At 73.4% G+C, this 26,799-nt stretch carries 23 protein-coding genes; 9 read left to right on the forward strand and 14 right to left on the reverse strand.

The genetic code is table 11. The annotated features are described in order from the left end of the window. Positions 1-28: 28 nt before the first annotated feature. From pepN to BF93_RS12335, 4 genes are all read left to right on the forward strand, one after another. Positions 29-2,578, forward strand: a complete 2,550-nt coding sequence (gene pepN, locus BF93_RS12320; protein WP_038373035.1) for an aminopeptidase N — start codon at positions 29-31, stop codon at positions 2,576-2,578. 123 nt (positions 2,579-2,701) lie between these two features. Further along, complete coding sequence (locus tag BF93_RS12325) at positions 2,702-3,649, forward strand: mechanosensitive ion channel family protein (RefSeq protein WP_038373036.1); 948 nt, start codon at positions 2,702-2,704, stop codon at positions 3,647-3,649. Beyond that, complete coding sequence (locus BF93_RS12330) at positions 3,646-4,110, forward strand: globin (protein WP_051486911.1); 465 nt, start codon at positions 3,646-3,648, stop codon at positions 4,108-4,110. Before BF93_RS12325 ends, BF93_RS12330 begins: the two co-directional genes overlap by 4 nt. Positions 4,111-4,133: 23 nt before the next feature. Beyond that, complete coding sequence (locus tag BF93_RS12335; RefSeq protein WP_038373037.1) at positions 4,134-5,126, forward strand: aldo/keto reductase; 993 nt, start codon at positions 4,134-4,136, stop codon at positions 5,124-5,126. A 16-nt stretch (positions 5,127-5,142) separates the two neighbouring features. On the opposite strand, the gene BF93_RS12340 is transcribed toward BF93_RS12335, so the two are convergent. Next, positions 5,143-5,625, reverse strand: a complete 483-nt coding sequence (locus tag BF93_RS12340) for an acyl-CoA thioesterase (protein ID WP_038373038.1) — start codon at positions 5,623-5,625, stop codon at positions 5,143-5,145. 60 nt (positions 5,626-5,685) lie between these two features. Here BF93_RS12340 and BF93_RS12345 point away from each other — a divergent pair, with 60 nt between their 5' ends. After that, positions 5,686-6,624, forward strand: coding sequence for an acyl-CoA thioesterase (locus BF93_RS12345; RefSeq protein WP_038373039.1), 939 nt, complete (start codon positions 5,686-5,688; stop codon positions 6,622-6,624). Positions 6,625-6,646: 22 nt separating this feature from the next. On the opposite strand, the gene BF93_RS12350 is transcribed toward BF93_RS12345, so the two are convergent. Then, positions 6,647-7,954, reverse strand: coding sequence for an ABC transporter substrate-binding protein (locus BF93_RS12350; RefSeq protein WP_038373040.1), 1,308 nt, complete (start codon positions 7,952-7,954; stop codon positions 6,647-6,649). A gap of 64 nt (positions 7,955-8,018) precedes the next feature. Beyond that, positions 8,019-10,586, reverse strand: coding sequence for an alpha-glucan family phosphorylase (gene glgP, locus BF93_RS12355; protein WP_038373041.1), 2,568 nt, complete (start codon positions 10,584-10,586; stop codon positions 8,019-8,021). 79 nt (positions 10,587-10,665) lie between these two features. On the opposite strand from glgP, the gene BF93_RS12360 reads away from it, so the two are divergent. Continuing rightward, the gene (locus tag BF93_RS12360; protein WP_038373042.1) at positions 10,666-12,333 is read left to right on the forward strand and encodes an RNA polymerase sigma factor; all 1,668 of its coding nucleotides are present in this window, start codon (positions 10,666-10,668) and stop codon (positions 12,331-12,333) included. 75 nt (positions 12,334-12,408) lie between these two features. Here the strand turns inward: BF93_RS12360 and BF93_RS12365 are convergent, their stop codons facing one another. The 6 genes from BF93_RS12365 to BF93_RS12390 form a co-directional block, all read right to left on the reverse strand. Further along, positions 12,409-13,743, reverse strand: a complete 1,335-nt coding sequence (locus BF93_RS12365) for an ABC transporter substrate-binding protein (protein WP_038373043.1) — start codon at positions 13,741-13,743, stop codon at positions 12,409-12,411. 97 nt (positions 13,744-13,840) lie between these two features. Next, complete coding sequence (locus BF93_RS12370; RefSeq protein ID WP_038373045.1) at positions 13,841-14,683, reverse strand: carbohydrate ABC transporter permease; 843 nt, start codon at positions 14,681-14,683, stop codon at positions 13,841-13,843. Positions 14,684-14,694: 11 nt separating this feature from the next. After that, positions 14,695-15,552, reverse strand: coding sequence for a carbohydrate ABC transporter permease (locus tag BF93_RS12375; RefSeq protein WP_038373046.1), 858 nt, complete (start codon positions 15,550-15,552; stop codon positions 14,695-14,697). Between the two features lie 4 nt (positions 15,553-15,556). Continuing rightward, the gene (gene ettA, locus BF93_RS12380) at positions 15,557-17,239 is read right to left on the reverse strand and encodes an energy-dependent translational throttle protein EttA (protein WP_038373048.1); all 1,683 of its coding nucleotides are present in this window, start codon (positions 17,237-17,239) and stop codon (positions 15,557-15,559) included. A gap of 95 nt (positions 17,240-17,334) precedes the next feature. After that, on the reverse strand, positions 17,335-18,021 hold the full coding sequence (locus BF93_RS12385) for an HAD family hydrolase (RefSeq protein WP_038373049.1): 687 nt from the start codon (positions 18,019-18,021) through the stop codon (positions 17,335-17,337). After that, positions 18,018-19,175 carry a YlbL family protein gene (locus tag BF93_RS12390; protein ID WP_232226392.1) on the reverse strand — a complete coding sequence of 386 codons (1,158 nt, stop codon included), beginning with the start codon at positions 19,173-19,175 and terminating at the stop codon, positions 18,018-18,020. The genes BF93_RS12385 and BF93_RS12390 overlap by 4 nt, the downstream gene beginning before the upstream one ends. Before the next feature lie 126 nt (positions 19,176-19,301). Between BF93_RS12390 and BF93_RS12395 the strand changes: the two genes are divergently transcribed. Both BF93_RS12395 and BF93_RS12400 read left to right on the forward strand, forming a co-directional pair. Continuing rightward, positions 19,302-20,915: a zinc-dependent metalloprotease gene (locus BF93_RS12395; RefSeq protein WP_038373050.1), complete on the forward strand. Its 1,614-nt coding sequence runs from the start codon at positions 19,302-19,304 to the stop codon at positions 20,913-20,915. After that, a complete protein-coding gene (locus BF93_RS12400) occupies positions 20,902-21,489 on the forward strand; it encodes an NUDIX hydrolase (RefSeq protein WP_232226393.1) in 588 nt (195 codons plus the stop codon). Before BF93_RS12395 ends, BF93_RS12400 begins: the two co-directional genes overlap by 14 nt. A 12-nt stretch (positions 21,490-21,501) precedes the next feature. On the opposite strand, the gene BF93_RS12405 is transcribed toward BF93_RS12400, so the two are convergent. Beyond that, a complete protein-coding gene (locus BF93_RS12405; protein ID WP_198025428.1) occupies positions 21,502-22,158 on the reverse strand; it encodes a M48 family metallopeptidase in 657 nt (218 codons plus the stop codon). Positions 22,159-22,678: 520 nt separating this feature from the next. Here BF93_RS12405 and BF93_RS19825 point away from each other — a divergent pair. Next, positions 22,679-22,837: a DUF5679 domain-containing protein gene (locus tag BF93_RS19825; protein WP_198025429.1), complete on the forward strand. Its 159-nt coding sequence runs from the start codon at positions 22,679-22,681 to the stop codon at positions 22,835-22,837. A gap of 167 nt (positions 22,838-23,004) precedes the next feature. Here the strand turns inward: BF93_RS19825 and BF93_RS12410 are convergent, their stop codons facing one another. The 4 genes from BF93_RS12410 to nudC form a co-directional block, all read right to left on the reverse strand. Beyond that, complete coding sequence (locus tag BF93_RS12410) at positions 23,005-23,286, reverse strand: WhiB family transcriptional regulator (RefSeq protein ID WP_038373051.1); 282 nt, start codon at positions 23,284-23,286, stop codon at positions 23,005-23,007. An 85-nt stretch (positions 23,287-23,371) separates the two neighbouring features. Continuing rightward, positions 23,372-23,560 carry a hypothetical protein gene (locus tag BF93_RS19625; RefSeq protein WP_156954143.1) on the reverse strand — a complete coding sequence of 63 codons (189 nt, stop codon included), beginning with the start codon at positions 23,558-23,560 and terminating at the stop codon, positions 23,372-23,374. Between the two features lie 36 nt (positions 23,561-23,596). After that, positions 23,597-25,705: an ATP-dependent DNA helicase UvrD2 gene (locus BF93_RS12415; protein WP_038373052.1), complete on the reverse strand. Its 2,109-nt coding sequence runs from the start codon at positions 25,703-25,705 to the stop codon at positions 23,597-23,599. A gap of 142 nt (positions 25,706-25,847) precedes the next feature. Next, the gene (gene nudC / locus BF93_RS12420; protein WP_038373053.1) at positions 25,848-26,774 is read right to left on the reverse strand and encodes an NAD(+) diphosphatase; all 927 of its coding nucleotides are present in this window, start codon (positions 26,772-26,774) and stop codon (positions 25,848-25,850) included. Positions 26,775-26,799 lie beyond the last annotated feature (25 nt).

The following is a 26,799-nucleotide window of genomic DNA, read 5'->3' on the forward strand; positions in this document are numbered from 1 at the left end:
CTGCCCGTGCAGTGGCAGGATGGGAAGCATGTCCACAGAGAACCTGACGCGCGACGAGGCCCAGGACCGGGCCTCCTTCCTCGCCACCGACACCTACGACATCCGCCTCGACCTGACCCAGGGCGAGCGGACGTTCCGCACCGAGTCCACGATCCGCTTCACCTCCACCGAGGCCCGGGCGACGTTCGTGGACCTCATCGCCCCGGCCGTCCACGAGATCGAGCTCAACGGCGTCCTGCTCGAGGACCCGGCCTCCCGCTTCGACGGCGCCCGCGTGCAGCTGCCCGAGCTGGCCGTCGGCGAGAACACCGTGCGCATCCTCGCCGACGGCGCCTACATGAACACCGGCGAGGGGCTGCACCGCTTCGTCGACCCGGTCGACGACGAGGTGTACCTGTACACCCAGTTCGAGGTCTCCGACGCCCGGCGCATGTTCGCATGCTTCGAGCAGCCGGACCTCAAGGCCGCCTTCACCCTCACCGTCACGGCGCCGGCGCACTGGCGGGTCATCTCCATCGCCCCGACCTCGGAGCCGGTCCCCGCCGGGGACGGCATCGCGACCTGGTCCTTCGAGGCGACGCCGCGGATCTCCACCTACCTCACCGCGCTCATCGCCGGGAAGTACGAGGGCACCGAGGGCACCCTGCGCTCCCGCAGCGGCCGGGAGATCCCCGCCGGCGTGTACGCCCGCGCCTCGCTGGCCGAGCACCTGGACGCCGACCACATCCTCGCCATCACCCAGCAGGGCTTCGACTTCTACGAGGAGAAGTTCGACGCGGACTTCCCCTTCCCCACCTACGACCAGATCTTCGTGCCGGAGTACAACATGGGCGCGATGGAGAACCCGGGCGCGGTGACCTTCGTGGAGTCCTACGTGTTCCGCTCCGAGGTCTCCGACGCGATCCGCGAGCGCCGCGACCTCACCATCCTCCACGAGCTCGCCCACATGTGGTTCGGGGACCTCGTCACCATGCGCTGGTGGGACGACCTGTGGCTGAACGAGTCCTTCGCCGAGTTCGCCTCGACCCTGTGCTCGGCCGAGGCCACCGCGTGGACCGATTCCTGGACCACCTTCGCCGGGTCCGAGAAGGCCTGGGCCTACCGCCAGGACCAGCTGCCCTCGACCCACCCGATCGTCGCCGACATGGTCGACTTCGACGCGGTGGAGACGAACTTCGACGGGATCACCTACGCCAAGGGCGCCTCGGTGCTGCGCCAGCTGGTCGCCTATGTCGGCGAGGAGGCGTTCTTCGAGGGCCTGCGCGCCTACTTCGCGAAGCACGCCTGGTCCAACACCGAGCTGAGCGACCTGCTCGTCGAGCTCGAGGCCACCAGCGGACGCGACCTGCGCTCCTGGAGCGCGCTCTGGCTCGAGACGGCGGGCGTGAACCTGCTGCGCCCCGTCATCGAGCGCGCCGAGGACGGCTCCGTGACCCGGTTCGCGATCTCCCAGGAGGCGGTCGCCGAGCACCCCACGCTGCGCCCCCACCGCCTGGGAGTGGCCGGCTTCTCCGTGCAGGGCGACCGGCTCGTGCGCACCACGACCGTCGAGGTCGACATCGACGGCGCGCTGACAGAGGTCCCCGAGCTCGTCGGCCGGACGGCGGACCTGTGGCTGCTCAACGACGGGGACCTCGCCTACGCGAAGATCCGCCTGGACGAGGCCTCGCTCGAGGTGGCCCTGGAGAGCCTGCGCACCCTCGAGGACCCGCTGGCCCGCACCCTCATCTGGTCCGCCGCCTGGGACATGGTGCGCGATGCCGAGCTGCCCTCGCGCCGCTTCGCCGACCTGGTGCTCGCGCACATCACCGGTGAGGACTCCTCCAGCGTGCTGCGGACCCTGCTGGGCCAGCTGCAGAGCGTCGCGACCGCGTACGCCGCCCCGGAGGACCGGGCCGCACGCACCGCCCGCATCGGCGACGCCCTCGCGGAGCTGACCCGCTCCGCGGCCGCCGGCTCCGATGCGCAGCTGCAGTTCCTCGAGGCCTTCGCGCGCCTGTCCTCCACCGCGCAGCACCGGGAGCTGCTGTCGGGCCTGCTCGAGGGCACGACCGTCCTCGAGGGGCGCACGATCGACACGGACCTGCGCTGGAAGCTCGTGATCGCCCTCGCGGCGCTCGGCGGCATCGACGAGGCCGGGATCGACGCGGTCCTCGCGCAGGACGACACGCAGTCCGGCCGCAAGAGCGCCCTGACCGCCCGGGCCGCCCTGCCCACCGCGGAGGCCAAGGCCCAGGCCTGGGCCCGCACGGTCGAGAGCGACGAGCTGGCCAACGAGTCGCTCACCGCCGTGGTCCTCGGCTTCGGCCGCGTCGTGGACGGGTCGCTGATCGCCCCGTACGTCGAGAAGTACTTCGCGATGCTCGACGACGTCTGGGCGCAGCGCTCCAACGAGATCGCCAACCGGCTCATCCAGGGCTACTTCCCGGCGGACTTCGGCGGGCAGGACGTCGTGGACGCCGCCGACGCCTGGCTCGCGGAGCATGCCGATGCGCCGCTGGGCCTGCGCCGCCCGGTGCTCGAGGGCCGCGACACCGTCGCCCGTCAGCTGCGGGTGCGCGCGGCCGACGTCGCCTGATCGACGAGGGCGCCCCTCCGGCGCCCGGGGATCGACCAGGGACTCCCTCACGGGGACGCCCTGGTCGATCCCCCGCCCGGTCCGTCCAGCCGGCACGGACCGACGGACGCTAGGGTCGGCGCCATGGCTCCGACGTATCTTCCCGAGCTCGTCACCCCGACCACCGACGAGACGCTGTCCCTCCTGGACCAGGCGCTGCGCTGGCTGCTCAGCAGCGGCCTGCTCATCGTGCTGGTCCTGGTCGGTGCGGCCGTGGCGACCGCCATCGCCCGATGGCTGATCCACCGGTTCTTCCGCACCATGATCGCCTCGTCCAGCAAGCTGACCGGCGTCGCCGGCTCCGTGGTGCGCCGCGACCGCCGGGACCAGGCCGCGAGCCTCAAGCGCATCGAGCAGCGCGCCTCGACCCTGTCCAACGTCGCGGTGAACGTGGCGACGCTGATCATCTGGATGATCGCGGCGATCATGATCCTCGACCAGATCGGCGTGAACATCGCCCCCGTGATCGCCTCCCTCGGCGTGGTCGGGCTGGCCGCGGGCATCGGCGCGCAGACGATCATCAAGGACATCGTCGCCGGCGTCGTCATGCTCTTCGAGGACATCGTCGCCGTGGGCGACGTCGTCGACCTCGAGTACGCCACCGGGACCGTCGAGAACATCAACCTGCGCGTGACCCAGGTGCGGTCCCTGGACGGCGTGCTGTGGACCGTCCGCAACGGCGAGATCATCCGGGTGGGCAACATGTCCCGCGGCTTCTCCAAGGCCGTCGTCCTGCTGGACCTGGACGCCAAGTCCGACGACCGGGTCGTCGACGAGGTGCTCGCCCGGGTCGCCGAGGAGCTCGGCGCCGACCCGGAGTGGGCGGACGTCCTGCAGAGCGAGGTCGAGGTCAGCGGTATCCTCAGCGAGGACGCCGCGCGCTTCCAGCGGCGCATGGTCGCCACCGTCTCCCCCGGCTCCCAGTGGAAGGTCGAGATGGAGCTGCGGCGGCGCATCCGAGCCCAGTTCGCCGCGTCGGGCATCGAGTTCGCCCTTCCGCGGTTCGCCGAGACGACAGGAAAGTCCGCATGACCATCCCGCTGCGACCCGGCGGCCCCGGCCACGAGCCCGAGCAGACCTTCTACGAGGCCGTCGGCGGCCACGAGACCTTCGTGCGCCTGGTGCGCCGGTTCTACGAGGGCGTCGCCGAGGATCCGCTGCTGCGCCCGATGTACCCCGAGGAGGACCTGGGCCCCGCCGAGGAGCGCCTGCTGCTGTTCCTCGAGCAGTACTGGGGCGGGCCCAAGACCTACGGCGAGCGCCGCGGCCACCCGCGCCTGCGGATCCGCCACGCCCCCTTCGCCGTCTCCCCCGCCGCCCGGGACGCCTGGCTCGCGCACATGCGCGGCGCCGTCGACTCCCTCGAGCTCCCGCCGCTGCTCGCGGAGACCCTGTGGGACTACCTCGAGCGCGCCGCCCACTCGATGGTCAACACCGTCGACGGCGGCGAGGCGCCCCGTCCCGGCGGCATCGTGCCCGACCGCCTGTCCTGACCCCCTCGGACCTGGAGGAGACCATGCAACCCCGACCCCTCGGCCGCACCGGCCGCAGCGTCGCCCCCATCGGCCTGGGCACCTGGCAGCTCGGCGCGGACTGGGGCGACGTCCGCGAGGAGGACGCCCTGGACGTCCTGGCCGCCTCCGCCGAGGCCGGCGTCACCCTGCTGGACACGGCGGACGTCTACGGCGACGGCCGCAGCGAGCGGCTCATCGGCCGCTTCCTCGCCCAGCGCCTCGGACACGGCATCACCGTGGCCACCAAGATGGGCCGGCGCCTGCCGCAGGAGCCGGAGAACTACACGCCGGAGAACTTCCGCGCCTGGACGGAGCGCTCCCGCGCGAACCTCGGGGTCGACACCCTCGACCTCGTGCAGCTGCACTGCCCGCCCTCGGCCGTGATCGAGGACGAGGCGACCTTCGAGGCCCTGGACGCCCTCGTGGCCGAGGGCGCGATCGCCGCCTACGGCGTCTCGGTGGAGACCTGCGCGCAGGCGCTCCGTGCGATCTCCCGTCCCGGTGTGACGAACGTGCAGATCATCCTCAACCCCTTCCGGCTGAAGCCGCTGGACGAGGTGCTGCCGGCGGCGCAGGCGGCGGGGGTGGCGGTCCTCGCCCGCGTGCCGCTGGCCTCCGGCCTGCTCTCGGGCAGGTACACGACGTCGACCACCTTCGCCGCCGATGACCATCGCACGTACAACCGGCAGGGCGAGGCCTTCGACCGGGGCGAGACCTTCTCCGGCGTCGACTTCGCCGAGGGGGTCGCGGCCGCGCAGGAGCTCGCGGACGCCCTGCCCGAGGGCGTCAGCCTGCCCGCGGCGTCCCTCGCATGGATCGCCGCGCAGCCCGGGGTCACCGCCGTCATCCCCGGGGCGCGCACGGCGGAGCAGGCCCGGGCGAACGCCGCGGCGGGCTCCCTGCTGGAGCAGGGCTTCGCCCTGGACGCCTTCGACGCGGCGGTGCGCCGGGTCTACGACGCCCGCCTGCGCGCGGCGGTGCACCCGCACTGGTGACCGCCCGGCCCGTGCCTCAGGAGCGGAAGGCCACCGGCTCGCCGGTGTACTCCTGGAGCGCCTCGCGCGTGGCGGCGTCCAGCCGCGCGGTCCGCTGGGTCTCGCGGTCGACCACGACCACCACGGTGCGGGCCGAGACGTAGGGCTGCTGCGCCGCGACGTCGTCCTGGCGCAGCACCTGGTAGTCCACGTCCAGGCTGGCCCCGCCCAGCCGCGAGACCCACAGGCGCACCAGGGCGCCCTCGCGCAGGTACGGGATGGGCCGGTGGTACTCCAGGCGCTGGGAGGCGATCAGCGTCAGCAGCGGGGCGTGCGCGTCGAACACGCCCATCGCGGTGGGCAGCCTCACCGCGCCGCGGGCGATCTGCTCCTCGTCGGGAGCCCAGAAGGCGGCGATGCGCGCCTCCTCGAGCAGCCGCACGACGGCCGCATTGTTGACGTGCCCGTAGGCGTCCAGGTCGGTCCAGCGCACGGGGACCGTGATGTCGAGATGAGCCATGCGCCCCATCGTACGGATCAGCGGCCGCACCAGGGGCGATGCGGGTCGTAGCATCGGGGCATGACCGCAGCCGGCCCCGCCCCCGATCCGACCCCGCCCGCGCACCCGGCCCCCCGCCCGGATCCGCACCCGCGGGAGGTCTCCTCCGCCCTGCTGGACCTGCTGGACCTGCGCGCGGCCGATGCCTCCGGGCAGGCCGCGGCCTTCGAGGGCGACACCCGGGCGCACCCGGGCGGGCACGTCTTCGGCGGACAGGTGATGGGCCAGGCCGTCGTCGCCGTGGGCCGCACGGTGCCCGAGGGGAGGCGCATCCACTCGATGTACTCCTACTTCCTGGCCCCGGGCGCGCCGGACGTGCCGATCCGCTTCGAGGTCGACGACCTCCGCGACGGCGGCTCCTTCTCCGTGCGCCGCGTCCTGGCCTCCCAGGAGGGGCGGACGATCCTGGCGATGACGGCGTCCTTCCAGGAGCAGCAGGACGGGCTCGAGCATCAGACCCGCGCCCCCGCCGCTCCGTCCCCCGAGGACCTCCCGACGACCGCCGAGGTCCTGGCCGGCATCGACCATCCCGTGGCCCGCTACTGGGCCACCCAGCGTCCGATCGACATCCGCCACGTCACGGACCCGATCTACCTGCGCCCGGACGGCTCCGGCTCCGAGTCGCAGATGCTGTGGATGCGCATGGTCTCCCCCGTCGAGGCCGATCCCCTGGTGCACGATGCGATCCTGGCCTTCGCCAGCGACTACACGCCCTTCGAGCCGATCCTGCGCCGCCAGGGCCTGAGCTGGGTGACGCCGGGGCTGCGCATGGCCACCATCAACCACGCCATCTGGTGGCACCGCCACGTGGAGATGAACGAATGGCTGCTGTACGTGCAGCGCTCCCCCTCGGCCGCGGGCGGGCGCGGGCTCACCGAGGGCAACGTCTTCGACCGTGCCGGCGACCTCGTCGCGACCATCGTGCAGGAGGGCATGATCCGGGTGAAGCCCACCGCCTGAGCGCCGGAGCGGGAGCCGTGCCTCAGGCGACGGCCTCGAGGGCCGCGGCCTGGGCGCGCGGCAGGGCCTCGGAGGCGGTGGTCGTGCCGGCGAAGACCTCCTGGATGATCGGCATGGCCGCGGCGGTCCCGGCGGCGGCCCGCGGGCCGGTCTCCGGCAGGGACACCTCGGCGAGGTCCGCGACCAGCGGAGCCACGTCCACGCCCTGGCCGCTCCAATGCTCCTGCCAGGACTGGCGCAGGTCCCGGTGGCCGGGGATGCCGATGCCCGCGGCGACCAGCGGGCGCTGCCCCTCGACGCCGCCCAGCCAGGTCAGCAGCGACGCGATGTCCGCGGTGCGGTCGTCGTCCTTGCTCACGATGCCCACCGCCGCGACCGCATGCACCAGCGGGCGCCGCCCCTGGGGCCCGGCGACCACCGGATGCAGGTCCCAGGCGAAGGCGTCCCCGATCCCGTCGACCAGGCGCGGGAGGTCGTAGCTGCCGGTCTGCAGCAGGGCGAGCTGCCCGCCGACGAACAGATCGCGGCACAGCTCGGGGTCGGCGTTGGTCTCGGCGCCGGTGGGGGCCACCAGGTCCAGGTTCGCGAGGTCGGCGAGGTACTGGACGGCGGCCATGCCCTGCTCGGAGGCGAAGGCGAAGACGTCCTCCTGCTGCCAGGCGCCGCCTGCGGCGGCGATGAACGGCCCCAGCAGGGCGGCCCGGTCCGCCTGCGCGGAGAAGCCGTAGGAGGGGCGATCGGACACCGCGTCGGAGCCGGACCCCGCCGCCGCGGCGGAGAGCGCCCGGGCGGCGTCGCGCAGCGTGTCGGAGCCGCCGGAGGGGTCGAAGACGAGCCCCTGCGGGTCGACCTGGACAGGGTCGACGAGCGCCCGGTTGGCGGCGAGCATGCTCACGTCCCAGAACTGGGGCACGCCCCACAGGACGTCGTCGCGGCGGTAGAGATCGGTGGCCGCGGCCTCCCAGCCGCTCGCGGCCTGCCCGGTGGCCTCGCCCGCGTCCACCAGCTTCCCGGCCTGCTGGAACTGCACCAGGTTGGCGGTGTTCATCCAGTAGACGTCGGCCGCGGACCGGGTGGCGAGGTCCTGCGGCAGCGCCGTCCAGTACTCGTCCCATTCCTGCACCTCGACGACGGCGGCGATGCCGGTCTGCTTCGTGAACGCGGCCAGGGACTCCTCGTAGGGCGCGAGCGCGCGGTCGTCCCACACCCGCAGCACCAGGGTGTCCTCGTCGGGCTCGACGGGCTCCTCGTCCGAGCCCCCGCAGGAGCTCGCCCCGCCCACCGCGCCCAGAGCGAGGAGGGATGCGAGCAGCTGGCGACGCGTGGGCATGGAGGTCCTTCCGACGGCGAGAGGGGCGGGGCACCATTGTGCCCCGCCCCGGCCCGCGCCCGGTTCAGGCGGAGGCGACCAGACCCAGCTCGGCGCGGGAGGCGAGCGCGGGGTGCTGCGGCACGACCCGCACGCCGGCGCCGATCTGCCCGGGCACGCTCACCGTCAGCCGCGTCGCCCACCGGCCGTCGTCCTGCCGCTGCAGCGGGACGATCTGGGGGTCCACCAGCTCCCCGTCCTCGCCGACGGGCCCCAGCAGCGCCTCGACGGCGACCGAGGACTCCTCCAGCGCGCCCAGGCGGACCTCGGCGGACAGGGTGATCTCCGCGCCCGTGGGGACGGTGCCGCCGGCGGCGGCCCCGGCGCCCTCCAGGCGCACATCGTGCACGGAGACCTGCGGCCAGGCATCGGCCACCTGCGCCTTCCACGCGGTGAAGGCGGCCGCGAGGGTGGTGTCCTGGCCGAAGGCCGCGGCCGAGCGCGCCGCCGGCAGGTACAGCTCGGTGACGTAGTCCCGGACCATCCGGGCGGCGGTGATCCGCGGGGCGATCTGCACCAGGGAGGCGCGGACCTTCTTCAGCCACCCCGTGCGCATGCCGCGGTCGTCGCGCTCGTAGAACAGCGGGGCGATGCGGTGCTCGAGGATGTCGTACAGCGCGGCGGCCTCGAGCTCGTCGCGGCGGTCCTGGTCCTCGACGCTCGCCGTCGGGATCGTCCAGCCGGCCTCGTCGGTGGCCATCTCGTCCCACCATCCGTCGGAGATCGAGAAGGTGAGGCCGCCGTTGAGCACGGCCTTCATGCCGGAGGTCCCGGAGGCCTCCTCCGGGCGGATCGGGTTGTTCAGCCACACGTCGGAGCCGGCGATGAGCACGGAGGCCATGCGGATGTCGTAGTCCGGGAGGAAGACGATGCGGTGGCGGACACCCGCCTCGTCGGCGAAGCGGACCAGCTCCTGCATGAACTCCTTGCCGGGACGGTCCGCCGGGTGGGCCTTGCCGGCGATCACCAGCTGCACGGGACGGTCCGGATCCAGCAGGATGCGGCGCAGCCGCTCGGGGTCGCGCAGCATGAGGGTCAGGCGCTTGTACGTCGAGACGCGACGGGCGAAGCCGACGGTGAGGACCTCGGGATCCAGGATCTCGCGGGTCCAGGCCAGCTCGGTCTCATCGGCCCCGCGGCGCAGCCATGCGTCGTGCACGTGCTCGCGGGCCATGTCCACCAGGTCGGCGCGCAGGTGGTCGCGGGCCTCGTCGAGGTCGGCGTCGGTGAGCGTGGCCAGCGGGCTCCAGTCGGTCAGGGCGGAGATGTCCACATCGCCCAGCGCCTTCTTGAACAGGTCGTCCATCACCCGCGAGGTCCAGGTGCGCCGGTGCACGCCGTTGGTCACCGAGGTGATGGGCACCTCCGGCACCTCGAAGCCCGGGTAGAGGTCCTCGAACATGCGCCGGGAGACGGCGCCGTGCAGGGCGGAGACGCCGTTCGCGCGCTGCGCGAGGCGGAAGCCCATGTGCGCCATGTTGAACACCTGGCCGCCGTTCTCCAGGCCCAGGGCCAGGGCCGCCTCGACGGGCAGCCCCTCGACCAGGCGGGAGATCCCCTCCCCGTCGGCGTCGAGGTAGCGGCGCAGCTCGGTCACGTCGAAGCGGTCGATGCCCGCCGGCACCGGGGTATGGGTCGTGAAGACGGTGCCGGCGCGCACCTCGGACAGCGCCTCGTCGAAGCCGGCGCCCTCCCGGATCAGACGGCCGATGCGCTCCAGCCCCGAGAACCCGGCGTGGCCCTCGTTGAGGTGGAACACCTGCGGCTGCGGGAAGGACGTCGCGGCGGTGTACGCCTCGACCGCGCGCACGCCGCCGATGCCCAGCACGATCTCCTGGACGATGCGGTGCTCATGGTCGCCGCCGTAGAGACGGTCGGTGATCGCCCGCGCCTCCTCGTCGTTGACCTCGAGGTTGGTGTCCAGCAGCAGCAGGGGGACGCGCCCGACCTGCGCGACCCACAGCCCGATGGCGACCTCGCGGCCCCCGGGGAAGGTCACCGAGACGGTCAGCTGCACGCCGTCGGCCCCGCGGACGGGCTCGACCGGCAGCGCGGCCGGATCGTTGAGGCGGTAGGTCTCCTGCTGCCAGCCCGAGCGGTCCAGGCTCTGGGAGAAGTAGCCGTACTGGTAGAGCAGGCCCACGGCCACCAGCGGCACGCCGAGGTCGGAGGCGGACTTGAGGTGGTCCCCGGCGAGGATCCCGAGACCCCCGGAGTAGATGGGAAGGGTCGGGGTGATGCCGAACTCCATGGAGAAGTACGCGACGGCCGGCACGGGCGCCCCGGTCTCGGGGACGGTGCGCTGGAACCAGCGCCCGGACTCGCGGTAGGTGCTGAGGTCCCCGACCTCGGAGCGCATGCGCGCGAGGAACGACTCGTCCCGCGCGGCCTCGGCCAGCCGGGCGGCGGGCACCAGCGGCAGCATCGCCACGGGATTCTCGCCGCTGCGGGCGAAGGCATCCGGATCGAGGCTGCGGAACAGGTCGAGGCTCTGGCGGCGCCAGGCCCACCGGAGGTTCATCGCCAGGACGCGCAGCGGCTCCAGGGCGGTGGGGAGCTGGGAGGCGACCTGGACGGTCGTGATCGGCTTCATGGCGCACACCGTACCGGGTCCCGGGGGACAATACAGTGAGGACCGGAGGACGTGGACACGAGCGCTGCGGGAGGGCTTCATGCACGCAGGACCGCAGGCCGATGCGCAGGCCGGCGACCTCGACGGGACCGTCGAGGACACGGTCGACCTCGGGGCCGGGCTGGACCCCGTGCGCTCGCTCCTGCACCGCTGCGCCCGCGGGGACCGCGACGCCGCCGCGAGCCTGGTCGAGCTGCTCTCCCCCCGCGTCCACGGCCTGGCCATCGAGGTCTCCGGCTCCTCCGCGACGGCGGAGCGGCTGAGCATCGCCGTGCTGCGCGGCGCCCTGCGGGACGCCCACGACCTGGCCTCCGGGGCGATGCCCGGGGAGACCGCCGTGCTGGACCGGGCCCGCCGGGCCATCATCGCCGACACCTCGGGCCGCGGCACCGTCCGCTCCCTGGCGGCCGCCGCCTCCGCGGCCCGGCGCGCACCCCATCGGCGCGAGCAGGAGATCGTGCGGGCCCTGCTGAGCATGCCGCCGTCGCGGCGCGCCCTGCTCGAGCTGGCGGCCCTGGGCCGCTTCCCCTACAGCGGCTCCGCGCGGCGCGGAGCGGCCGCCGAGCTGTCCGCGGGGCTCGCCGCGATCCGGCCCGGCGCCGCGACGGCGACGACCGGCAGCGGCCCCCAGGAGGCGGGACCGGGAGCACCGGGGGGACCTCGCGCGGCCGGTCCGCAGACCGCCGGTCCGCAGGCTGCCGGTCCGCCGACGGCCGGGCCCGGCGAGCTGGCGGCCCTCGCCGCGCTGGACGCCCTGGCCCTGGCCGATGCCGGCGAGCGCGAGCGCCTGCATGCCCTCACCCGCACCGCCGAGGAGGCCTCCGTGCGCCGGGCGGCGATCGAGGCCGCCGCCGAGCTGACCCTGCTCACCGCCCGGGCGCCCACCCGGGACCTGGGGCCCCGGGTGCTCGAGGGCTTCGCCCCGCGCCCGCTGCCCTCCCTCGGTCCGGGAGCGTCGCGGGAGTACTCCGGCACCTACGAGACGCCCGTGCTGGGCACCGACACGCACCGCCGGCTGGTCGGCCCGCCCGCGCGCGGGGGCGGGCCCGGCTCGGCGAGACCCGCGGCCGGGACGGGCGGGGCGCAGCCCTCCGTGCAGGTCCCCGCCCCGGCGTCCGCGGCCTCCGCCCCCTCGGCCGATCCGGCGCCCGCCTTCGCCTTCCGTCCCGCTGCGCGCGGGGCTGCCGCGGGCCCGGCCGGTCGCCGCGGCGCCGGAGCCCGGGCCGGCGCGGGCCGCACCGACGCCCGCCGGACGGGCCGCCGCCGCTGGGTCGGGGGTCTGCTGGCCGTGCTCGCGGTGCTCGCCCTCGGGGCCACGACCACCGGCTGGGTCCTCGCCGACCGGGCGCAGGACCGGGCGCTGCAGGCGCAGCGCGACTGGGCCCAGGTGGCCACGATGCCCGGCGCCCGCGGCGTCGAGGGGCGCAGCGACAACGGGTCGTGGCGCGCGGTCCTCGCCCCCGAGGGCACGGTGCTGCTGGCCCAGGACGTGCGGCCCTACGAGGACGACGAGGTGCTGCAGCTGTGGGCCCAGCGCGACGGCGCCCTGGTGGACCTGGGCGTGCTGGACCTGCGCCGCGACGGCACGGTCACCTTCCATGCCGACGCCGGCGGCGAGCGCCTGGTGGTCACCCGCGAGCGGGCCCCCGGCAACCAGTCGGGCACGCCGTCCGAGCTCGTCGTCGCCGAGCTGACGCCCGATCCCTGAGCGGCGCCGCGTCCCTGAGCGGCGCCGCGTCCCTGAGCGGCGCCGGGCTCGTGAGCGGCGCCGGCTCCCGGCGGGTCACGCCATGGCGGCGTTGCCCTCCTTCTGCGCCTGCGGGACGCCCTCGGCCGCGCTGAGCCGGCCGATGAAGATCTCCTGGAAGATCGGCATGACGGCGGTGAGCCCGGCGTTCGCCCGGGTGCCGGTGTCCGCGGGCGCCGGGTCCTTCGCCGCCTCGACGAAGATCTCGACATCCACGCCCTTGGCGCTCCAATGGTCGATGAAGGCCCCCTGCGCCTGCGTGTTACCGGGGAATGCCACGCCCTGCTCGCCCAGCGGCATCTGCCCCTCGGCGGACCCCAGCCAGGTCAGCAGGGCCGCGATGCCCTCCTGGCGCGAGTCGTCGGCCTTGGCGTTGCCGACCGCGACCACGCCGTGGACCAGGGACTTCGCGCCGGCCGGGCCGGCGACCATCGGCGCCAGGGCCCACTCGAAGGATCCCGCCACGCCGGAGTCGATGTTGGCGAGGTTGTAGGGCCCGGACTGGAACAGGGCCAGCTTCCCCTGCGTGAAGAGATCCCGGGTGAAGTCGCCGTTCTCGTTGGTGTCGGCCGCGCTGGGGGCGACCTGCTCGGTGTTCACGAGCCCGGCCATGTACTCGAAGGCGGCGATGCCCTCCGGGGAGGCGAAGGCGTAGCGGTCCTCGACCTGCCACTGGGCGCCGTTGGAGGCGAGGAAGGGGCCGATGATCGCCTGGCGGTCCGCCTGCGAGTTGAATCCGAACTGGGTGCGCGTGTCCGGGTCGAAGCCGTCCGTGCCGGGCGTGCGGCCCTCGCCGTCCAGGGTGAGGGCGCGGGCCGCCTCGCGCAGCGGATCGCTGGCGGCCGCCGGGTCGAAGGACAGGGCGGAGACGTCCACCCCGGCCGCCTCGACCAGGCCCACGTTGTAGAACAGGGCGATGGAGTCCCACAGCTGCGGCACGCCCCACAGGGTGCCCTCGCGGGTGTAGAGATCCACCACCGACTGCTCCCACTGATCGGCGCCCTCGGTGACGACCTCGTCGATCGCCAGCAGGTCCCCGGAGTCGGCGTACTGCACGAAGCTGGCGGAGTTCATCCAGTAGACATCGGCCGCGTCGCCGCTGGCCACGTCCAGGGGAAGCTTCGTCCAGTAGTCCGCCCACGGCACCAGGTCGATGTTCACGGACCAGCCCGACTGCTCGGTGAACGCGGCGAAGGAGGCCTCGTAGGCGGGCACCGCGGCCTCGTCCCAGAGCCGGAACGTCAGGGACTTGTCCCCGTCGCCGCCGCTGCCGCCGCCCTGGCGGGAGGGGGCGGAGGGAGAGCAGGCGGCCAGGGCTCCGGCCGTGCCGGTGGCGGCGAAGGAGGCGAGCAGCGTGCGGCGGTCCATCATCAGGTGTCCTTCCGGGGCGGGCGGGGATGGCCCCCATTATGGTCCGCGCCCCTCGCCCCCGGGCGGATCGACCCGGGGGCGGGACGGCTGCGCATGCTCAGCGCAGCTGCGTCGCCGCGATGGAGCTGGTGATCTGCCGCTGGAAGATCACCATGAGCAGCACCAGCGGCAGCATCGCCAGGGTGGTCCCGGCCATCACCAGGGTCCAGTTGTTGTTGTACTGCGACTGCAGGGAGCTGGTCGCGACGGTGATGGTGCGCCAGGCGGGCCCGGAGGTGATCACCAGCGGCCACATGAAGCTGTTCCAGTGGGTGACCACGGTGATGAGCATCAGCGTGGCCAGGATGGGCCGGTTCAGCGGGACCACCAGGTGCCACAGCAGGCCCAGCGTGCCCGCGCCGTCGATCCGCATGGCGTCCACCAGCTCCCCCGGGACGGCGCGGAAGTTCTCGCGCAGCAGGAAGATCGCGTACGGGGAGCCCAGCACGAACGGCAGCACGAGGGCCCAGAAGGTGTTGCGCAGGCCGGCCTCGCTGAGCATGAGGTACAGCGGCACCACGACCACCACCTGCGGCACCATCAGCGTCGCGACGTACACCCAGAACAGCAGGTCCCGGCCGGGGAAGCGGAGCATGGCGAAGGCGTAGGCGGCGAGCACGGAGAAGACCATCTGCCCCGCGAGGATCACCGCGACCATCTGGAGGGTCACCACCACCGGGGTGAGGAAGCCGTCGGTCGAGGTGAGCAGGGCCAGGAGGTTCTCGGCCGTCGGCGGGGACGGCCAGGACAGCGGTCCCTGCCGCGCGAACTGCCCGGCCGAGGTGAGGGCCGTGAGCACGGAGACGCCGAAGGGTGCGAGGGTGAGCAGGGCCGCGGCCAGCAGCAGGGCGTAGGTCCCCGCGTACCCGGCGAGTCGGCTGCGGGCGGCGGTGGTGCGCATCGGCTCCCCTCTCAGCTCATGTCGTACGTGATGCGCCGGGCGAACCAGCGCTGCTGGACCAGGGTGATCGCCACGAGCAGCACGAACAGGATCACCGCGACGGCGCTCGCCCGGCCCAGGCGGGCGGCGTCGAAGGCCTCGTGGTAGACGAGGGAGGCGATCACCTCGGTGCGGTGCTGGGGGCCGCCGCCGGTGAGGGCGTAGACCATGTCGAACACCTGGAAGCTCGCGACCACCTGCGTGACCGCGAGGAAGAAGGTCGTCGGCCGCAGCAGCGGCACGGTCATGTGGATCAGCGTGCGCCACGGTCCCGCCCCGTCCAGCCGGGCCGCCTCGTAGATCGAGCCGGGGATCCGCGAGAGGCCGGCCTGGAAGAACAGGGAGATGTACCCGACGTTCTGCCACACGGCCACGAAGGCGACGGCGGGCAGGGCCAGGGACGGGGAGGTCAGCCACTCCACGCGCATCCCGAGGATCGCGTTCATCGCCCCGGTGGAGGGCTGGAGGATCCACTTCCACACCACGCCCAGCGCCAGCGGCGCGCACACCCACGGGATCACCACGATCACCCGCACGATCGAGGAGCCGGGAAGCGCCCGGTGCAGCTGCGTGGCCAGCCCCAGCCCCAGGGCCAGGGAGACGGGCACCGAGATCAGCGTGAACAGCGCCGTCACGGCGAGGGAGTTCAGCAGAGCTCCCCCGCCGATCAGGGCCGCATAGTTCTCCAGGCCCACGAACTCGCGCGTGCCCAGCAGGTCCCAGTCGAACAGGGAGACGACGAAGGCCAGCACCACCGGGAGCACCAGGAAGCAGGTGACGCCGATCAGGCTCGGCGCCACCAGCAGCCAGGCGACCAGCCCCCGCCGCACGAGGTCAGTCGCGGGTCAGGCGGCGGTGCGTGACGCGGTGGGGCCGCGCCGCGTCCTCGCCGAGGCGCTCGATCTTGTTCTTCTCGTAGGCCTCGAAGTTGCCCTCGAACCAGTGCCAGTTCGCCGGGTCCTCCTCGGTGCCCTCGTAGGCGAGGATGTGGGTCGCCACGCGGTCCAGGAACCAGCGGTCGTGGGAGACGACCACGGCGCAGCCCGGGAACTCCAGCAGGGCGTTCTCGAGGGAGCCGAGCGTCTGCACGTCCAGGTCGTTGGTGGGCTCGTCCAGCAGCAGCACGTTGCCGCCCTGCTTGAGGGTCAGCGCCAGGTTGAGCCGGTTGCGCTCGCCGCCGGAGAGGACGCCGGCCTTCTTCTGCTGGTCCGGGCCCTTGAAGCCGAACTGGGAGACGTAGGCGCGCGAGGGGATCTCGACCTTGCCGACCTGGATGAAGTCGAGTCCGTCGGAGACGACCTCCCACAGGTTCTTCTCCGGGTCGAGGTTCTCGCGGTTCTGGTCGACGTAGCTGATCTTCACGGTCTCGCCGACCTTGAGCTCGCCGCCGTCCAGCGGCTCCAGGCCCACGATCGTCTTGAACAGGGTCGACTTGCCGACGCCGTTGGGGCCGATCACGCCGATGATGCCGTTGGGCGGCAGGGAGAAGCTGAGGCCGTCGATGAGGACGCGATCCCCGAAGCCCTTCTTCAGGTCCTTCGCGTCGATGACGATGTTGCCCAGGCGCGGGCCCGGGGGGATCGTGATCTCCTCGAAGTCGAGCTTGCGGGTGCGCTCGGCCTCCGCGGCCATCTCCTCGTAGCGGGCCAGACGCGCCTTGGACTTCGCCTGGCGGCCCTTGGCGTTGGAGCGCACCCACTCCAGCTCCTCCTTGAGGCGCTTGGCGAGCTTGGCGTCCTTCTTGCCCTGGACGTTCAGGCGCTCCTCCTTCTTCTCCAGGTAGGTGGAGTAGTTGCCCTCGTAGGGGTAGAGGTGGCCGCGGTCGACCTCGGCGATCCACTGGGCGACGTGGTCCAGGAAGTACCGGTCGTGGGTGACGGCGATGACGGCGCCCTCGTACTGCTGCAGGTGCTGCTCGAGCCAGAGCACGCTCTCGGCGTCGAGGTGGTTGGTGGGCTCGTCCAGCAGCAGCAGGTCCGGCTTCTCCAGCAGCAGCTTGCACAGCGCCACGCGGCGGCGCTCGCCCCCGGAGAGGTGGGTGACGCTCTCGTCGCCGGGCGGGCAGCGCAGGGCGTCCATCGCCTGCTCGAGCTGGGAGTCGAGGTCCCAGCCGTTCGCGGCGTCGATGTCGGACTGGAGCTTGCCCATCTCCTCCATCAGCGCGTCGAAGTCGGCGTCGGGCTCGGCCATCTCCTCGCCGATGGCGTTGAAGCGCTGCACCTTGCGGTACAGGTCCCCCATGCCCTCCTGGACGTTCTCCAGGACGGTCTTGGTCTCGTCCAGCGGCGGCTCCTGCAGCAGGATCCCGACGCTGTAGCCGGGGCTGAGGCGCGCCTCGCCGTTGGAGGGCTGGTCCAGGCCCGCCATGATCTTCAGGATGGTCGACTTGCCGGCGCCGTTGGGGCCGACCATGCCGATCTTCGCGCCCGGGTAGAAGCTCATGGTGACGTCGTCGAGGATCACCTTCTCGCCGACGGCCTTGCGGGCCTTGTACATGGTGTAGATGAACTCTGCCACTGCGATGCTCTCCTGGTGGAAGACGGGGTCTGTCAGGTCTGGTGGTGCGCGGCGCGCGCGAGGGGCCGCGGCACCCGGTCAAGACTACCCGGGGCTCACTCGAGGACGACGCCGCGCGCGGCCAGGACCTCGCGGGCGATCTCGCTGCCGTGGCGGGTGCCCTCGGGGTGCTGGTCGCCGTTGCGGGGCCACAGGTGCGCATCGATGCCCAGGGCGCGGGCGGCCTCGACGTTGTCGGCCCGGTCGTCGAAGAAGACGACCGAGCGCGGCACGGCGACGCCCCCGGACTCGTGGGCGAGCACCTCCAGCAGGATCCGGAAGATCTCCGGATCGGGCTTCACGACCTTCTCCTCGCCGGAGATGATCGCGAAGCTCATCGCCTCGAACCAGTCGGCGCGGCGCACGGCCTCCCCGAACGCCTCGGAGGCGTTGGACAGCAGCACCAGGCGCACGCCGGAGCGCGCCATGTCGTGCAGCAGGGCGCGGGAGTCGGGATCCAGACGCAGGAAGTACCGGTCGTCGGCCTTCTGCAGGTCCTCGACCTCCTCCTCGGTGAGGTCGCCGATGCCCGCGGCGGCGGCCACCGCGCGCCAGTACTCCTCGCGGCTGGTGCGCCCGGCGTCGTAGTCCGGCCGATGCGACCAGACGGCCTCCCGCAGGGCGTCCTGGTCCCCGCCGAGCAGGGCATAGAGGTCGGGCACCGGGTCGTGCCCGGCGCTGAGGACCCCGCCGTGGTCGAGGACGACGGTGGGACGGCTGGGGGTGCGGCGCTTGCGGCTCATGATCCCTCGCAGGTGGGAAGGCCGTCCACGGTGCCCGTGGCGGCGATGGACTCGGTGGCCTCGAGGGCCTGGTCGAAGGTGTCGACGCGGACGACCTGCAGCCCGGAGGGCACGTTCCCGGCGACCTCGTCGCAGTTCTGCCCCGGGGCCAGGAAGTAGTCGGCGCCCGCGTCCCGGGCCCCGATCATCTTCTGCCGGATCCCGCCGATGGGGCCGACGGCGCCGTCCTCGGCGATGGTGCCCGTCCCGGCGATCTCGCGGCCGCCGGGCAGCGCGCCCTCGGTGAGCTCGTCGTAGACGCTCAGGGAGAACATCAGCCCGGCGCTGGGGCCGCCGATGTCCCCCACCGAGATCCCCACGTCGAAGGGGAACTCGTAGCCGTCGGCGAGGACGACGCCCATCCTCGCCGTCCCGTCCACCTCGCGGGTGGGGACGGACAGCTCGAGGTCCTCGCCTCCGCGGCGCACCGTCAGCGCGATCTCCTCGCCGGGGACGGACCGGGCCACCAGCTGCTGGGTGGCGGCGGCGTCCGCGGTGCGCTCGCCCCGGACCGCGAGGATCTCGTCGCCCGCCTCGAGGACGTCCGCGGAGGCGGCGCCGTCCTCGATCCCGGCGACCACGACGGTGCGCTCGTAGGGGATGCCCAGCTCGTCCAGGGCCACGGCCACGGCGCCCTGCTGCGAGGTCGACATCTGCACGGTGTTCTCGAGGGTCACGTCCTCGCGGGTGCGGCCCTCGGGGAACAGCAGCTCGCGCGGGAACACGGCGCGGGAGCGGTCGAACCAGGCCAGGACCACCTCGGCGGCGGTGACCGTGTAGCCGGGGCCGCCGTCGACGGAGACCGTGGTCATCATCAGCTTCCCGTCGCTGGGGTAGGTCTCGTGGCCCTCGATCGAGATGATGTCCTCGTCCTGGTACTGCCCCAGCACGTCGATCGCGGGGCCGGGCTGCTCGATCACGTACGGCACCGGCACGGCGGAGCAGCCGACCATCAGTCCCAGCAGGACCGTGCCGCTGATCAGCGCGGTGCGGGGATGGGCGAAGGCGGAGCGCTCCAGGATGCGTCCCAGGGTCCGCCGCACGGGGCCCGGCTGCTGCGGCGCGCCGTCGCCGGCGGGAGGCGGACTGGTGGTGGGGGCGGGAGCATCGGGCACCAGGACATTGTGCCCCAGCGGCCTGGACGCGCTCGCGCCCACAGCGAACACCGAGCCGGCGGACAGCCGCGGCGGGGGTCCCCTGGATAGGCTGATCGCATCCGCGCACCACCCCAGGAGGTCACGATGGAGTCCGAGGACAGGTCCCCCGATCCGCAGGAGGAGGCGCTGCGCCGCCTGCTCGAGGAGGCGTTCGGCGGGGCTCTCCCGCCCGGCGCCCTGGAGGGGATGGATCTGGGCGAGCTCGCCCGGCAGGCCAACCTCCCCACCGACCCGAACCAGCTGCGGGCCGCCGCCGCCCAGATGCAGCACCTCTTCTCCACCCCGGGCGAGGGGCCGGTGAACTGGAAGCTCGCGGGCGACCTGGCCCGCCAGACGGCCCTGGGACAGCAGCGCCTGCCCGGCCAGCCGGAGCCGACCGGCTCCCCCGGCGATCCTGCGCCGACGCCCCAGCAGACCCGGGACCTGCGCGAGGCCGCCCAGATCGCCGCGCTGTGGCTGGGCGAGGCGATGGACTTCGACGTCCCCGCGCAGGAGCTGGACGTGTGGGGGCGCGGCACCTGGGTGCATCGGACCCTGCCGCGCTGGGAGTCCACCGTCGAACCGGTCGCGAAGTACATGGCCGGAGCGATCGGCGACGCCATCACCGCGCAGATGCAGGGCTCCGGCATGGCCCTTCCCGGCGACCCGGCGCAGATGATGGAGCGCATGGGCGGCACCCTGTTCGGTATCCAGTTCGGCCAGGCGATCGGCACCCTGGCCCGGGAGGTCGCCGGCACCACGGACCTCTCGCTCCCGCTCGGCCCCGAGGGCACCCCGGCGCTGGTCGCCGCCAACGTCGAGGACTTCATCGCCCAGCAGTCGCTGGACCCCTCGGCCGCGCGGATCTTCCTGGCCGCCCGCGAGCTCGCGCACACGGCGCTGTTCACCGCGGCCCCGTGGCTGGGGCGGACCCTGTTCGCCGCGATCGAGGACTACGCCCGCGGGATCACCCTGGATCTGGACGCCCTGGACGAGATGGTCCGCGGGCTGGATCTCTCCGACCCGGAGTCGCTGCAGCAGCACCGTCCGGAGGACATGTTCGTCTTCACCCGGCGGGAGGCGCAGGAGCGCGCCCTCGAGGAGCTCGCCACCACCCTCGCCCTGGTCGAGGCCTGGGTCGACCATGTGACCACCCATGCCCTGACCGGCAAGCTCCCCCAGGTCGACGCCATGCGCGAGGTCCTGCGCCGGCGCCGCGCGACCGGCAGCCCGGCCGAGGGGATGCTCGCGCAGACCGTCGGCATCGAGCTGCGGCCCCGCCGCGTGCGCGAGGCCCTGGCCTGGTGGGACAGCGTGCTGGCGACGGAGGGCACGAGCGGCCGCGAGGCCCACTGGGCCCACCCGGATCTCCTGCCCACGGTCGACGTGCTCGCCGGCTCCCCGCAGCCGCCGCAGCCGGCCGATGCCTCCGAGGAGGAGCTCGCGGCCGTCGGGCTGCCCGAGGACTTCGACGCGGAGCTCGCCAAGCTGCTCTCGGGCGACGGCGGGGAGGATGCCCCGCGCGAGGACGACCGCGGCGGTCTGCGCGACCGCTCCGACGCCGCCGAGGACTCCGCGGACGCGGCGGAGGGCCCCGACGGCGAGGGCACTGGCGGCGGCGACGCGAGCGGGCCGTCCGGCTCGGACGGCCCCGCCGACGAGGACGGCCCCTCGGGCACCGCAGGACCGGCCGACGGCGACGGACGTGACCGCCCCTGACCTGGCCGGCGAGGGCGCGAGCGCTCGCGCCCTCGCCGAGCTGGCCGCGGGCCGCTCCCCCGCGATCGACGAGACCCTCCGCGACCGGTTCGCCGCACTGCTGAGGGGGCGCCCGGAGGCGATGCATCGGGCAGGCGGCCCGGTGCACCTCACCGCCAGCGCCTTCGTCGTGGATGCGCCGGGCGAGCACGTCGCCCTGGTCTGGCACCGCAAGGGCGGCTTCTGGGTGCAGCCCGGCGGCCACATCGATCCCGACGAGACGAGCTTCGAGCAGGCGGCGCGCCGCGAGGTCGGCGAGGAGACCGGGCTGGAGGGCCTGGAGCGGCTCGGGCCGGGGCCGGCGATGCTGCACCGGCACGACCTCTCGGCCGCCTTCGGCGCCTGCCAGGAGCACTGGGACGTCCAGTACCTGCTGCGCGCACCGGCCGCCGCGGAGGACGTCCCGCTGCGCCCCAGCGCGGAGAGCCCCCGGGTGATCTGGTCGCGCTGGGACGTCCTGCCCGAGGGCACCGTCGCCGACATCCCCGGGACGCTGCGCACGCTGCGGCCCGTGATGGAGTCCCTGCTCCCCTGACGGGGACGGGGCTCAGCTCCGATCGGAGCCCGCCCGCGGCGCTCCGGGCAGGTCGCCTTCCTCGCCCACGTCGCCCTCACCGCCCTCGTCGCCCTCGTCGCCCTCGAGGTCGAGCTTCCAGTCCTGCGCGTGGGCGACGCCCTCGAGGAAGCCGCGGGCACGCTCGGTGCGGGGGTAGCGGTTCACGAGCTCCTGGAAGGCGGGGCCGTGACCGGGGACGAACAGGTGCGCGAGCTCGTGGACGAGCACCGCCTCGAGGACCCAGGTGGGCATGCCCTGCAGGCGATGCGAGAGCCGGATCGTCCGCTCGGAGGGGGTGCACGAGCCCCAGCGCCGGTTCTGCCGGGACGACCAGGTCACCGAGAGCGGTCTCGCCTGCCCGGAGAAGTGCTCCTCGGACAGACGGCGGGCCAGCCGCATCAGATCGCGGTCGCTGCGGTCCCGGGGAGCGCGCACCGCCTCCTTGCGGGAGAGCTGCTCGATCATGCGGGTCACCCACTCGCGCTCCTCGCGCGCCCCGAAGGACGCGGGCATCGCCACCACCAGGTCGCCGTCGCGCCGGGTGATCGAGATGCTGCGGGTGCGCCGCGCCGAGCGACGCACCAGGACGCGCTCGCCGCGGGGCCCGGTCTGCTCGGCGACGGTCGTACGGCTCGTGGTGCGGGGCATGGGGGAAGCCTCGCAGAAAAAAGTCGGCGCTGTCGGTCGTCCACAGCTGTGCACCCTGTCACTGCACGTCACAGCGCCTCTCGCCGTGCAGCGCCCCCGTCATCCACACGCGTGCCCACCAGCGTCCCCGGTCTTTCCACAGCATTCGACCGCTTGTCCACAGCGGCGGCGGGCCAGGCCTTTGACCAGCATCCCCTCCAGGCACTAGGTTCGCTGGGAAGTGAGGCCCCGGGATAACTAGCAGATCGCACACGGGGAAGGTGCGCGTGGTGCTGAGCGCCCCCGGGGCCTCACCCAGACCCCCGCCCGTGCGGCGGGCCGGTATCGACGGTCGTGGTCCGTCGCACGCACTTCCCCGCTCCCCGCGGAGCACCTCAGATCCCGAAGCGTGCGACGGGCCCCGGACCCGCCCTCTCCCTGATTCGTGGCTTTGACCTGCGCCCCGTTAGAGTGGGCCGACCCCGCTCGGAGCAGGCTGTGCAGCCGCGCAGCCCGCGTGAGCCGTTTGAAGGAGATATGCATGGCTGACGAGAAGTACGCAGGGGAGTTCTACTGCGTGAAGTGCCGCGAGAAGCGCGAGGCCGAGGGCGACGTGGTCGTCTCGAACGGTCGGCGCATGGCCAAGGCCGTGTGCCCCGAGTGCGGCACGAAGCTCAACCGCATCCTCGGCAAGGCCTGATCGACGAGGGCTCGGCCCGGAGCCGACGGTGAGGAACGAGCCGGCGGCGGAGGACCGTGCCCAGGAGATCAGGCCTCATCACGCGGCCTGGTCGACGCACGACAGCGGGAAGGGGCGGGGCACCATCGGTGCCCCGCCCCTTCTGTGCTCGGACGGGCCGCGCCTGCTCATGCCGCCGCGTTCTTGCGGGGACGGCCACGACCGCGCTTGACGGCGATCACGCGGCCGTCGGCGAAGATCTCTCCGCCCCAGACGCCCCAGGGCTCAGCGCGCTGGACGGCGCCCTGGAGGCACTCCTGGCGCAGCGGGCAGTCGGCGCACAGCCGCTTGGCCTGCTCGAGCTCGGCAGGCTTCTCGGAGAAGTACAGGTCCGCGGAATCGCGGCGCTGGCAGGGCAGGCCGTCGAAGACGGAAACGGGTGCAGAGGTATGGGTGAGGACGTTCGTCATCGTCTCGCTGCTTCAAAGTCGTCATGGTGGAGGGGTCGGCTGCGGTGCCACCCACTCCGGCTGAGGCCGAGGGCCTCAGATCACATCAGTGGGTGCACCCGAGGGGCGCAATGCCCCGGTGGCGCGTCAGCAGATCAGCGCGGAGCTTCGCGCCGAGGGTGTCGCTGGAGAGACCTGTTGCGGCCTCGAGATTGTTGTCGATCACAGCGACACCTCCTTTCTTGCTGCGCGCCCCGGTTTCCCGGACCACGATGCGGACGATGAACGAGAGCAACTCTACATGCTCCCGCCCGACCCGACAATCTTTTTTCTACCTGCGGTTTCGTTCCAGGATCGCGAGGATCTCGGACCCGTGGCGCTCGCTGGCGACACCCCCGGCGCCGGGGATCCGCACCAGCTCGCCGGCATCGCGCGGGTCCCGCTCCGCGATCGCCTCGAGCGTCGCGTCGGTCAGCACGGAGTGCGGGGGCACCCGCAGCGCCTTCGCAGCCCGGCGCCGCCAGGTGCGCAGCTCGTCCACGAGCGCCTCGTCATGGCTGGGCGGGCAGGTGTCGTGCCGGCCGATGCGCTTCTCGTGGGGGGTGCCGAGCCCGGCGCCGCACACGCGGCAGTCGGCGTGGACGGTGGCCGTGCGCCGGCCCGTGCGGCGGGCCCCGGCGCCTCCGCCCGCGGAGCCCGTCGGCCCCGGCAGGTCGGACAGCCCGTCCAGGAAGCGCGACGGCTTGCGCGAGCCGCGCGCCCCGGGCGTCCGCGCGGCCGCCCAGGAGATCGTCAGCAGGTCCCGCGCGCGGGTGAGCGCGACGTACATCAGCCGTCGCTCCTCCTCGATCTCCGCGGCGGTGCTCGCCATCGAGATCGGCATCAGCCCGTCGCTCGCGCCGATCAGCCACACCGCCGGCCATTCCAGGCCCTTGGCGGCGTGGACGGAGGCCAGCGTGACGCCGTCGACCTCGGGGGCGCTCTGCGCCTCGGCGCGCTCGTCCAGCTCCCGCACGAGCGCGGGCAGGTCCGCCCCGGGGCGGGCCAGGACCGTGTCGGCCAGGCCCACCAGGGCGTGCAGGGAGTCCCAGCGCTCCCGCACCGCACCGGAGGCCGCGGGCGGCTCGGGGGCCCACCCCTGCTGGCCGAGCACGTCCCGGACCATGCGGGCGGGATCCTCCGCCTCGAGCCGGGCCGCGGCGCGCAGCGCCATCACGGCGCGCCGCACCTCCTGCCGCTCGAAGAAGCGGTCCCCGCCGCGCACCAGGTAGCCGATCCCCCGAGCGGTCAGGGCCTGCTCCACCGCCTCGGACTGGCCGTTGGTGCGGAACAGCACGGCGGCCTCGCGCGCGGGATGCCCCTCGGCGATGCGGGCCGCGATCCGCTCGGCGACGCCCTCGGCCTCGGCCACGTCGTCGGCGTAGGACTCGATCACCGGCGGCGGTCCGGCCTCCCGCTGGGAGACGAGCGTGAGGCGGTGGTCGCGGGTGCGGCCGCGGGCGCCGTCGAGCACCGCGTTGGCCACCCGCACCACCTGCGGGGTCGAGCGGTAGTTGCGCTCGAGCCGGATGGTCCGGGCGCCCCGGAACTCGCGCCCGAAGTCCAGCAGGAAGGACGCCTTGGCCCCGGCGAAGGTGTAGATGGTCTGGGCGGCGTCCCCGACCACGCACACGTCGGTGCCGGTGCCCAGCCACAGGCGCAGCAGCGCGTGCTGGAGGGTGGAGACGTCCTGGTACTCGTCCACGACGAAGTGCCGGTACTGGGAGCGGACCTCGCGGGCGACATCGGCGCGCTCGCTGAGGAAGCCCACCATGTGCAGCAGCACGTCCTCGAAGTCGAGGACGCCGCGCTCCTTCTTGACCTCCTCGTACTGCACGAGGATGCGCGAGATGGAGCGCGCCCCGAACCCGGCGACGCCGGGGCGGCGGGTGCGCTCGGCCGCCTCGGGATAGCTCTCCGGGGTGAGCATGGACACCCGCGACCATTCGACCTCGGAGACGATGTCGCGCAGCGCCGCCCGGTCCACGCTCATGTGCAGGCGGCTGCAGGCCTCCGCGACGCCCGGGAACTTGTTGGCCATGATGTCCGGCATGGCCCCTCCCACGACCCGAGGCCAGAAGTGGCGCAGCTGTCGCAGGGCGGCGGCGTGGAAGGTGCGGGCCTGCACGGCGGGGACGCCCAGGTCGCGAAGGCGCGAGCGCATCTCCGCGGCGGCCTTGGCGGTGAAGGTCACGGCGAGCACATGGCGCGGGTTCAGCTGCCCGGTCGCCACCCCGTAGGCGATCCGATGGGTGATGGCCCGGGTCTTGCCGGTGCCGGCGCCGGCCAGCACGCACAGGGGCCCGCCGAAGCTGCGCGCCACCTCGCGCTGCTCGGGGTCCAGGCCCTCGAGGATCGCCTCGGCGGTGGGGACGCTGCTGCTCGTGCTGGTCTCGCTCATCGCGATCCAGTGTGCCAGCGACGGCGGACGCACGGCGCACCGCTGTGGACGCGCGGAGGCCTCGGGAGCAGCGGCGGGCGGGGCCCGCGGGCGGCCCGGGACGGGGACCGGCGCCCGTCCGGCGCGCGGAGGGAGGGCCGGCTCACTCCCCGTCGGTCGGGATCGGCGCCCCGTACCAGTCCTCGATGAGGGCCCGGCCGATGGAGGATCCCGCCGGGATCTCGACCTCGCCGGCGGCGAGCGCGGCGGCGAGCTCCTCGCGGCGGAACCAGCGCGCCTCGGCGAGCTCGCCGTCGGTCAGGGCGAGGGACTCGGGGTCCTCCACCCAGGCGCGGTAGCCGACCATCAGCGAGCGCGGGAAGGGCCACGGCTGCGACCCGACGTACTCGAGCTCCTGGACCGCGCAGGAGACCTCCTCGAACACCTCGCGCACCACGGCGTTCTCGAGCGTCTCCCCGGGCTCGACGAAGCCGGCGAGCACGGAATGGAAGCGGCCGCGGAATCCGGCGTTGCGGGCCAGCAGCAGGCGGTCCGAGCCGTCGCGCACGGCCATGATCACCGCGGCGTCGGTGCGGGGGAAGTGCTCGCTGCCGTCCTCGGTGCAGCGCAGCACCCATCCGGCGACGGCCGGCTCCAGCAGCGCCCCGCACTGCGGGCAGTGGCGGTGGGTGCGGTGCCAGGTCCCCATGGCGCTCGCGGCGAGGGCGAAGCTCGCGGTGGCGGGATCCAGCCGCGGGGCGACCTGCCGGATGTCCCGCAGGTCACGGCCCGGGTCGTCGAGCTCGGGCCCCGGCTCGGGATCCTCGGCGGCGATGATCCGCAGCCCGTCCCGGCGCCCGAGGTACACCAGGGGCGTGCGCAGCCCGCGCCGGGGATCGGAGGTCTCCAGGGCCAGCACCAGGGCGCCCTCCTCCCCCTCGGCCAGGCTCACGGTCCCGGCACGGGTGACCAGGTAGCGGACGTCCTCCCCGGGGTCCAGGACCCCCTCGGCGAGGCGCCCGATCGCGTCCCGATCCGGGCCGATGGCGGTCAGGGGCGTCATCAGCTGGGGTCCACGCATCGTCACCATGACGGCAAGCCTACGCGGCGCACAG

Source organism: Brachybacterium phenoliresistens, from assembly GCF_000576425.1.
In the GTDB taxonomy this organism is placed as follows: Bacteria; Actinomycetota; Actinomycetes; order Actinomycetales; family Dermabacteraceae; genus Brachybacterium; species Brachybacterium phenoliresistens.

Bases quoted from the DNA above. Each gene is read 5' to 3' on its own strand.
- BF93_RS12370 (WP_038373045.1), bottom strand. From the start codon at position 14,683: ATGCGCACCACCGCCGCCCGCAGCCGACTCGCCGGGTACGCGGGGACC.
- nudC (WP_038373053.1), bottom strand. From the start codon at position 26,774: ATGGTGACGATGCGTGGACCCCAGCTGATGACGCCCCTGACCGCCATC.
- BF93_RS12325 (WP_038373036.1), top strand. From the start codon at position 2,702: ATGGCTCCGACGTATCTTCCCGAGCTCGTCACCCCGACCACCGACGAG.
- BF93_RS12350 (WP_038373040.1), bottom strand. From the start codon at position 7,954: ATGCCCACGCGTCGCCAGCTGCTCGCATCCCTCCTCGCTCTGGGCGCG.
- BF93_RS12360 (WP_038373042.1), top strand. From the start codon at position 10,666: ATGCACGCAGGACCGCAGGCCGATGCGCAGGCCGGCGACCTCGACGGG.
- glgP (WP_038373041.1), bottom strand. From the start codon at position 10,586: ATGAAGCCGATCACGACCGTCCAGGTCGCCTCCCAGCTCCCCACCGCC.
- BF93_RS19825 (WP_198025429.1), top strand. From the start codon at position 22,679: ATGGCTGACGAGAAGTACGCAGGGGAGTTCTACTGCGTGAAGTGCCGC.
- BF93_RS12345 (WP_038373039.1), top strand. From the start codon at position 5,686: ATGACCGCAGCCGGCCCCGCCCCCGATCCGACCCCGCCCGCGCACCCG.
- BF93_RS12410 (WP_038373051.1), bottom strand. From the start codon at position 23,286: ATGACGAACGTCCTCACCCATACCTCTGCACCCGTTTCCGTCTTCGAC.
- pepN (WP_038373035.1), top strand. From the start codon at position 29: ATGTCCACAGAGAACCTGACGCGCGACGAGGCCCAGGACCGGGCCTCC.
- BF93_RS12395 (WP_038373050.1), top strand. From the start codon at position 19,302: ATGGAGTCCGAGGACAGGTCCCCCGATCCGCAGGAGGAGGCGCTGCGC.
- BF93_RS12415 (WP_038373052.1), bottom strand. From the start codon at position 25,705: ATGAGCGAGACCAGCACGAGCAGCAGCGTCCCCACCGCCGAGGCGATC.
- BF93_RS12340 (WP_038373038.1), bottom strand. From the start codon at position 5,625: ATGGCTCATCTCGACATCACGGTCCCCGTGCGCTGGACCGACCTGGAC.
- BF93_RS12385 (WP_038373049.1), bottom strand. From the start codon at position 18,021: ATGAGCCGCAAGCGCCGCACCCCCAGCCGTCCCACCGTCGTCCTCGAC.
- BF93_RS12365 (WP_038373043.1), bottom strand. From the start codon at position 13,743: ATGATGGACCGCCGCACGCTGCTCGCCTCCTTCGCCGCCACCGGCACG.
- BF93_RS12335 (WP_038373037.1), top strand. From the start codon at position 4,134: ATGCAACCCCGACCCCTCGGCCGCACCGGCCGCAGCGTCGCCCCCATC.
- BF93_RS12405 (WP_198025428.1), bottom strand. From the start codon at position 22,158: ATGCCCCGCACCACGAGCCGTACGACCGTCGCCGAGCAGACCGGGCCC.
- BF93_RS12330 (WP_051486911.1), top strand. From the start codon at position 3,646: ATGACCATCCCGCTGCGACCCGGCGGCCCCGGCCACGAGCCCGAGCAG.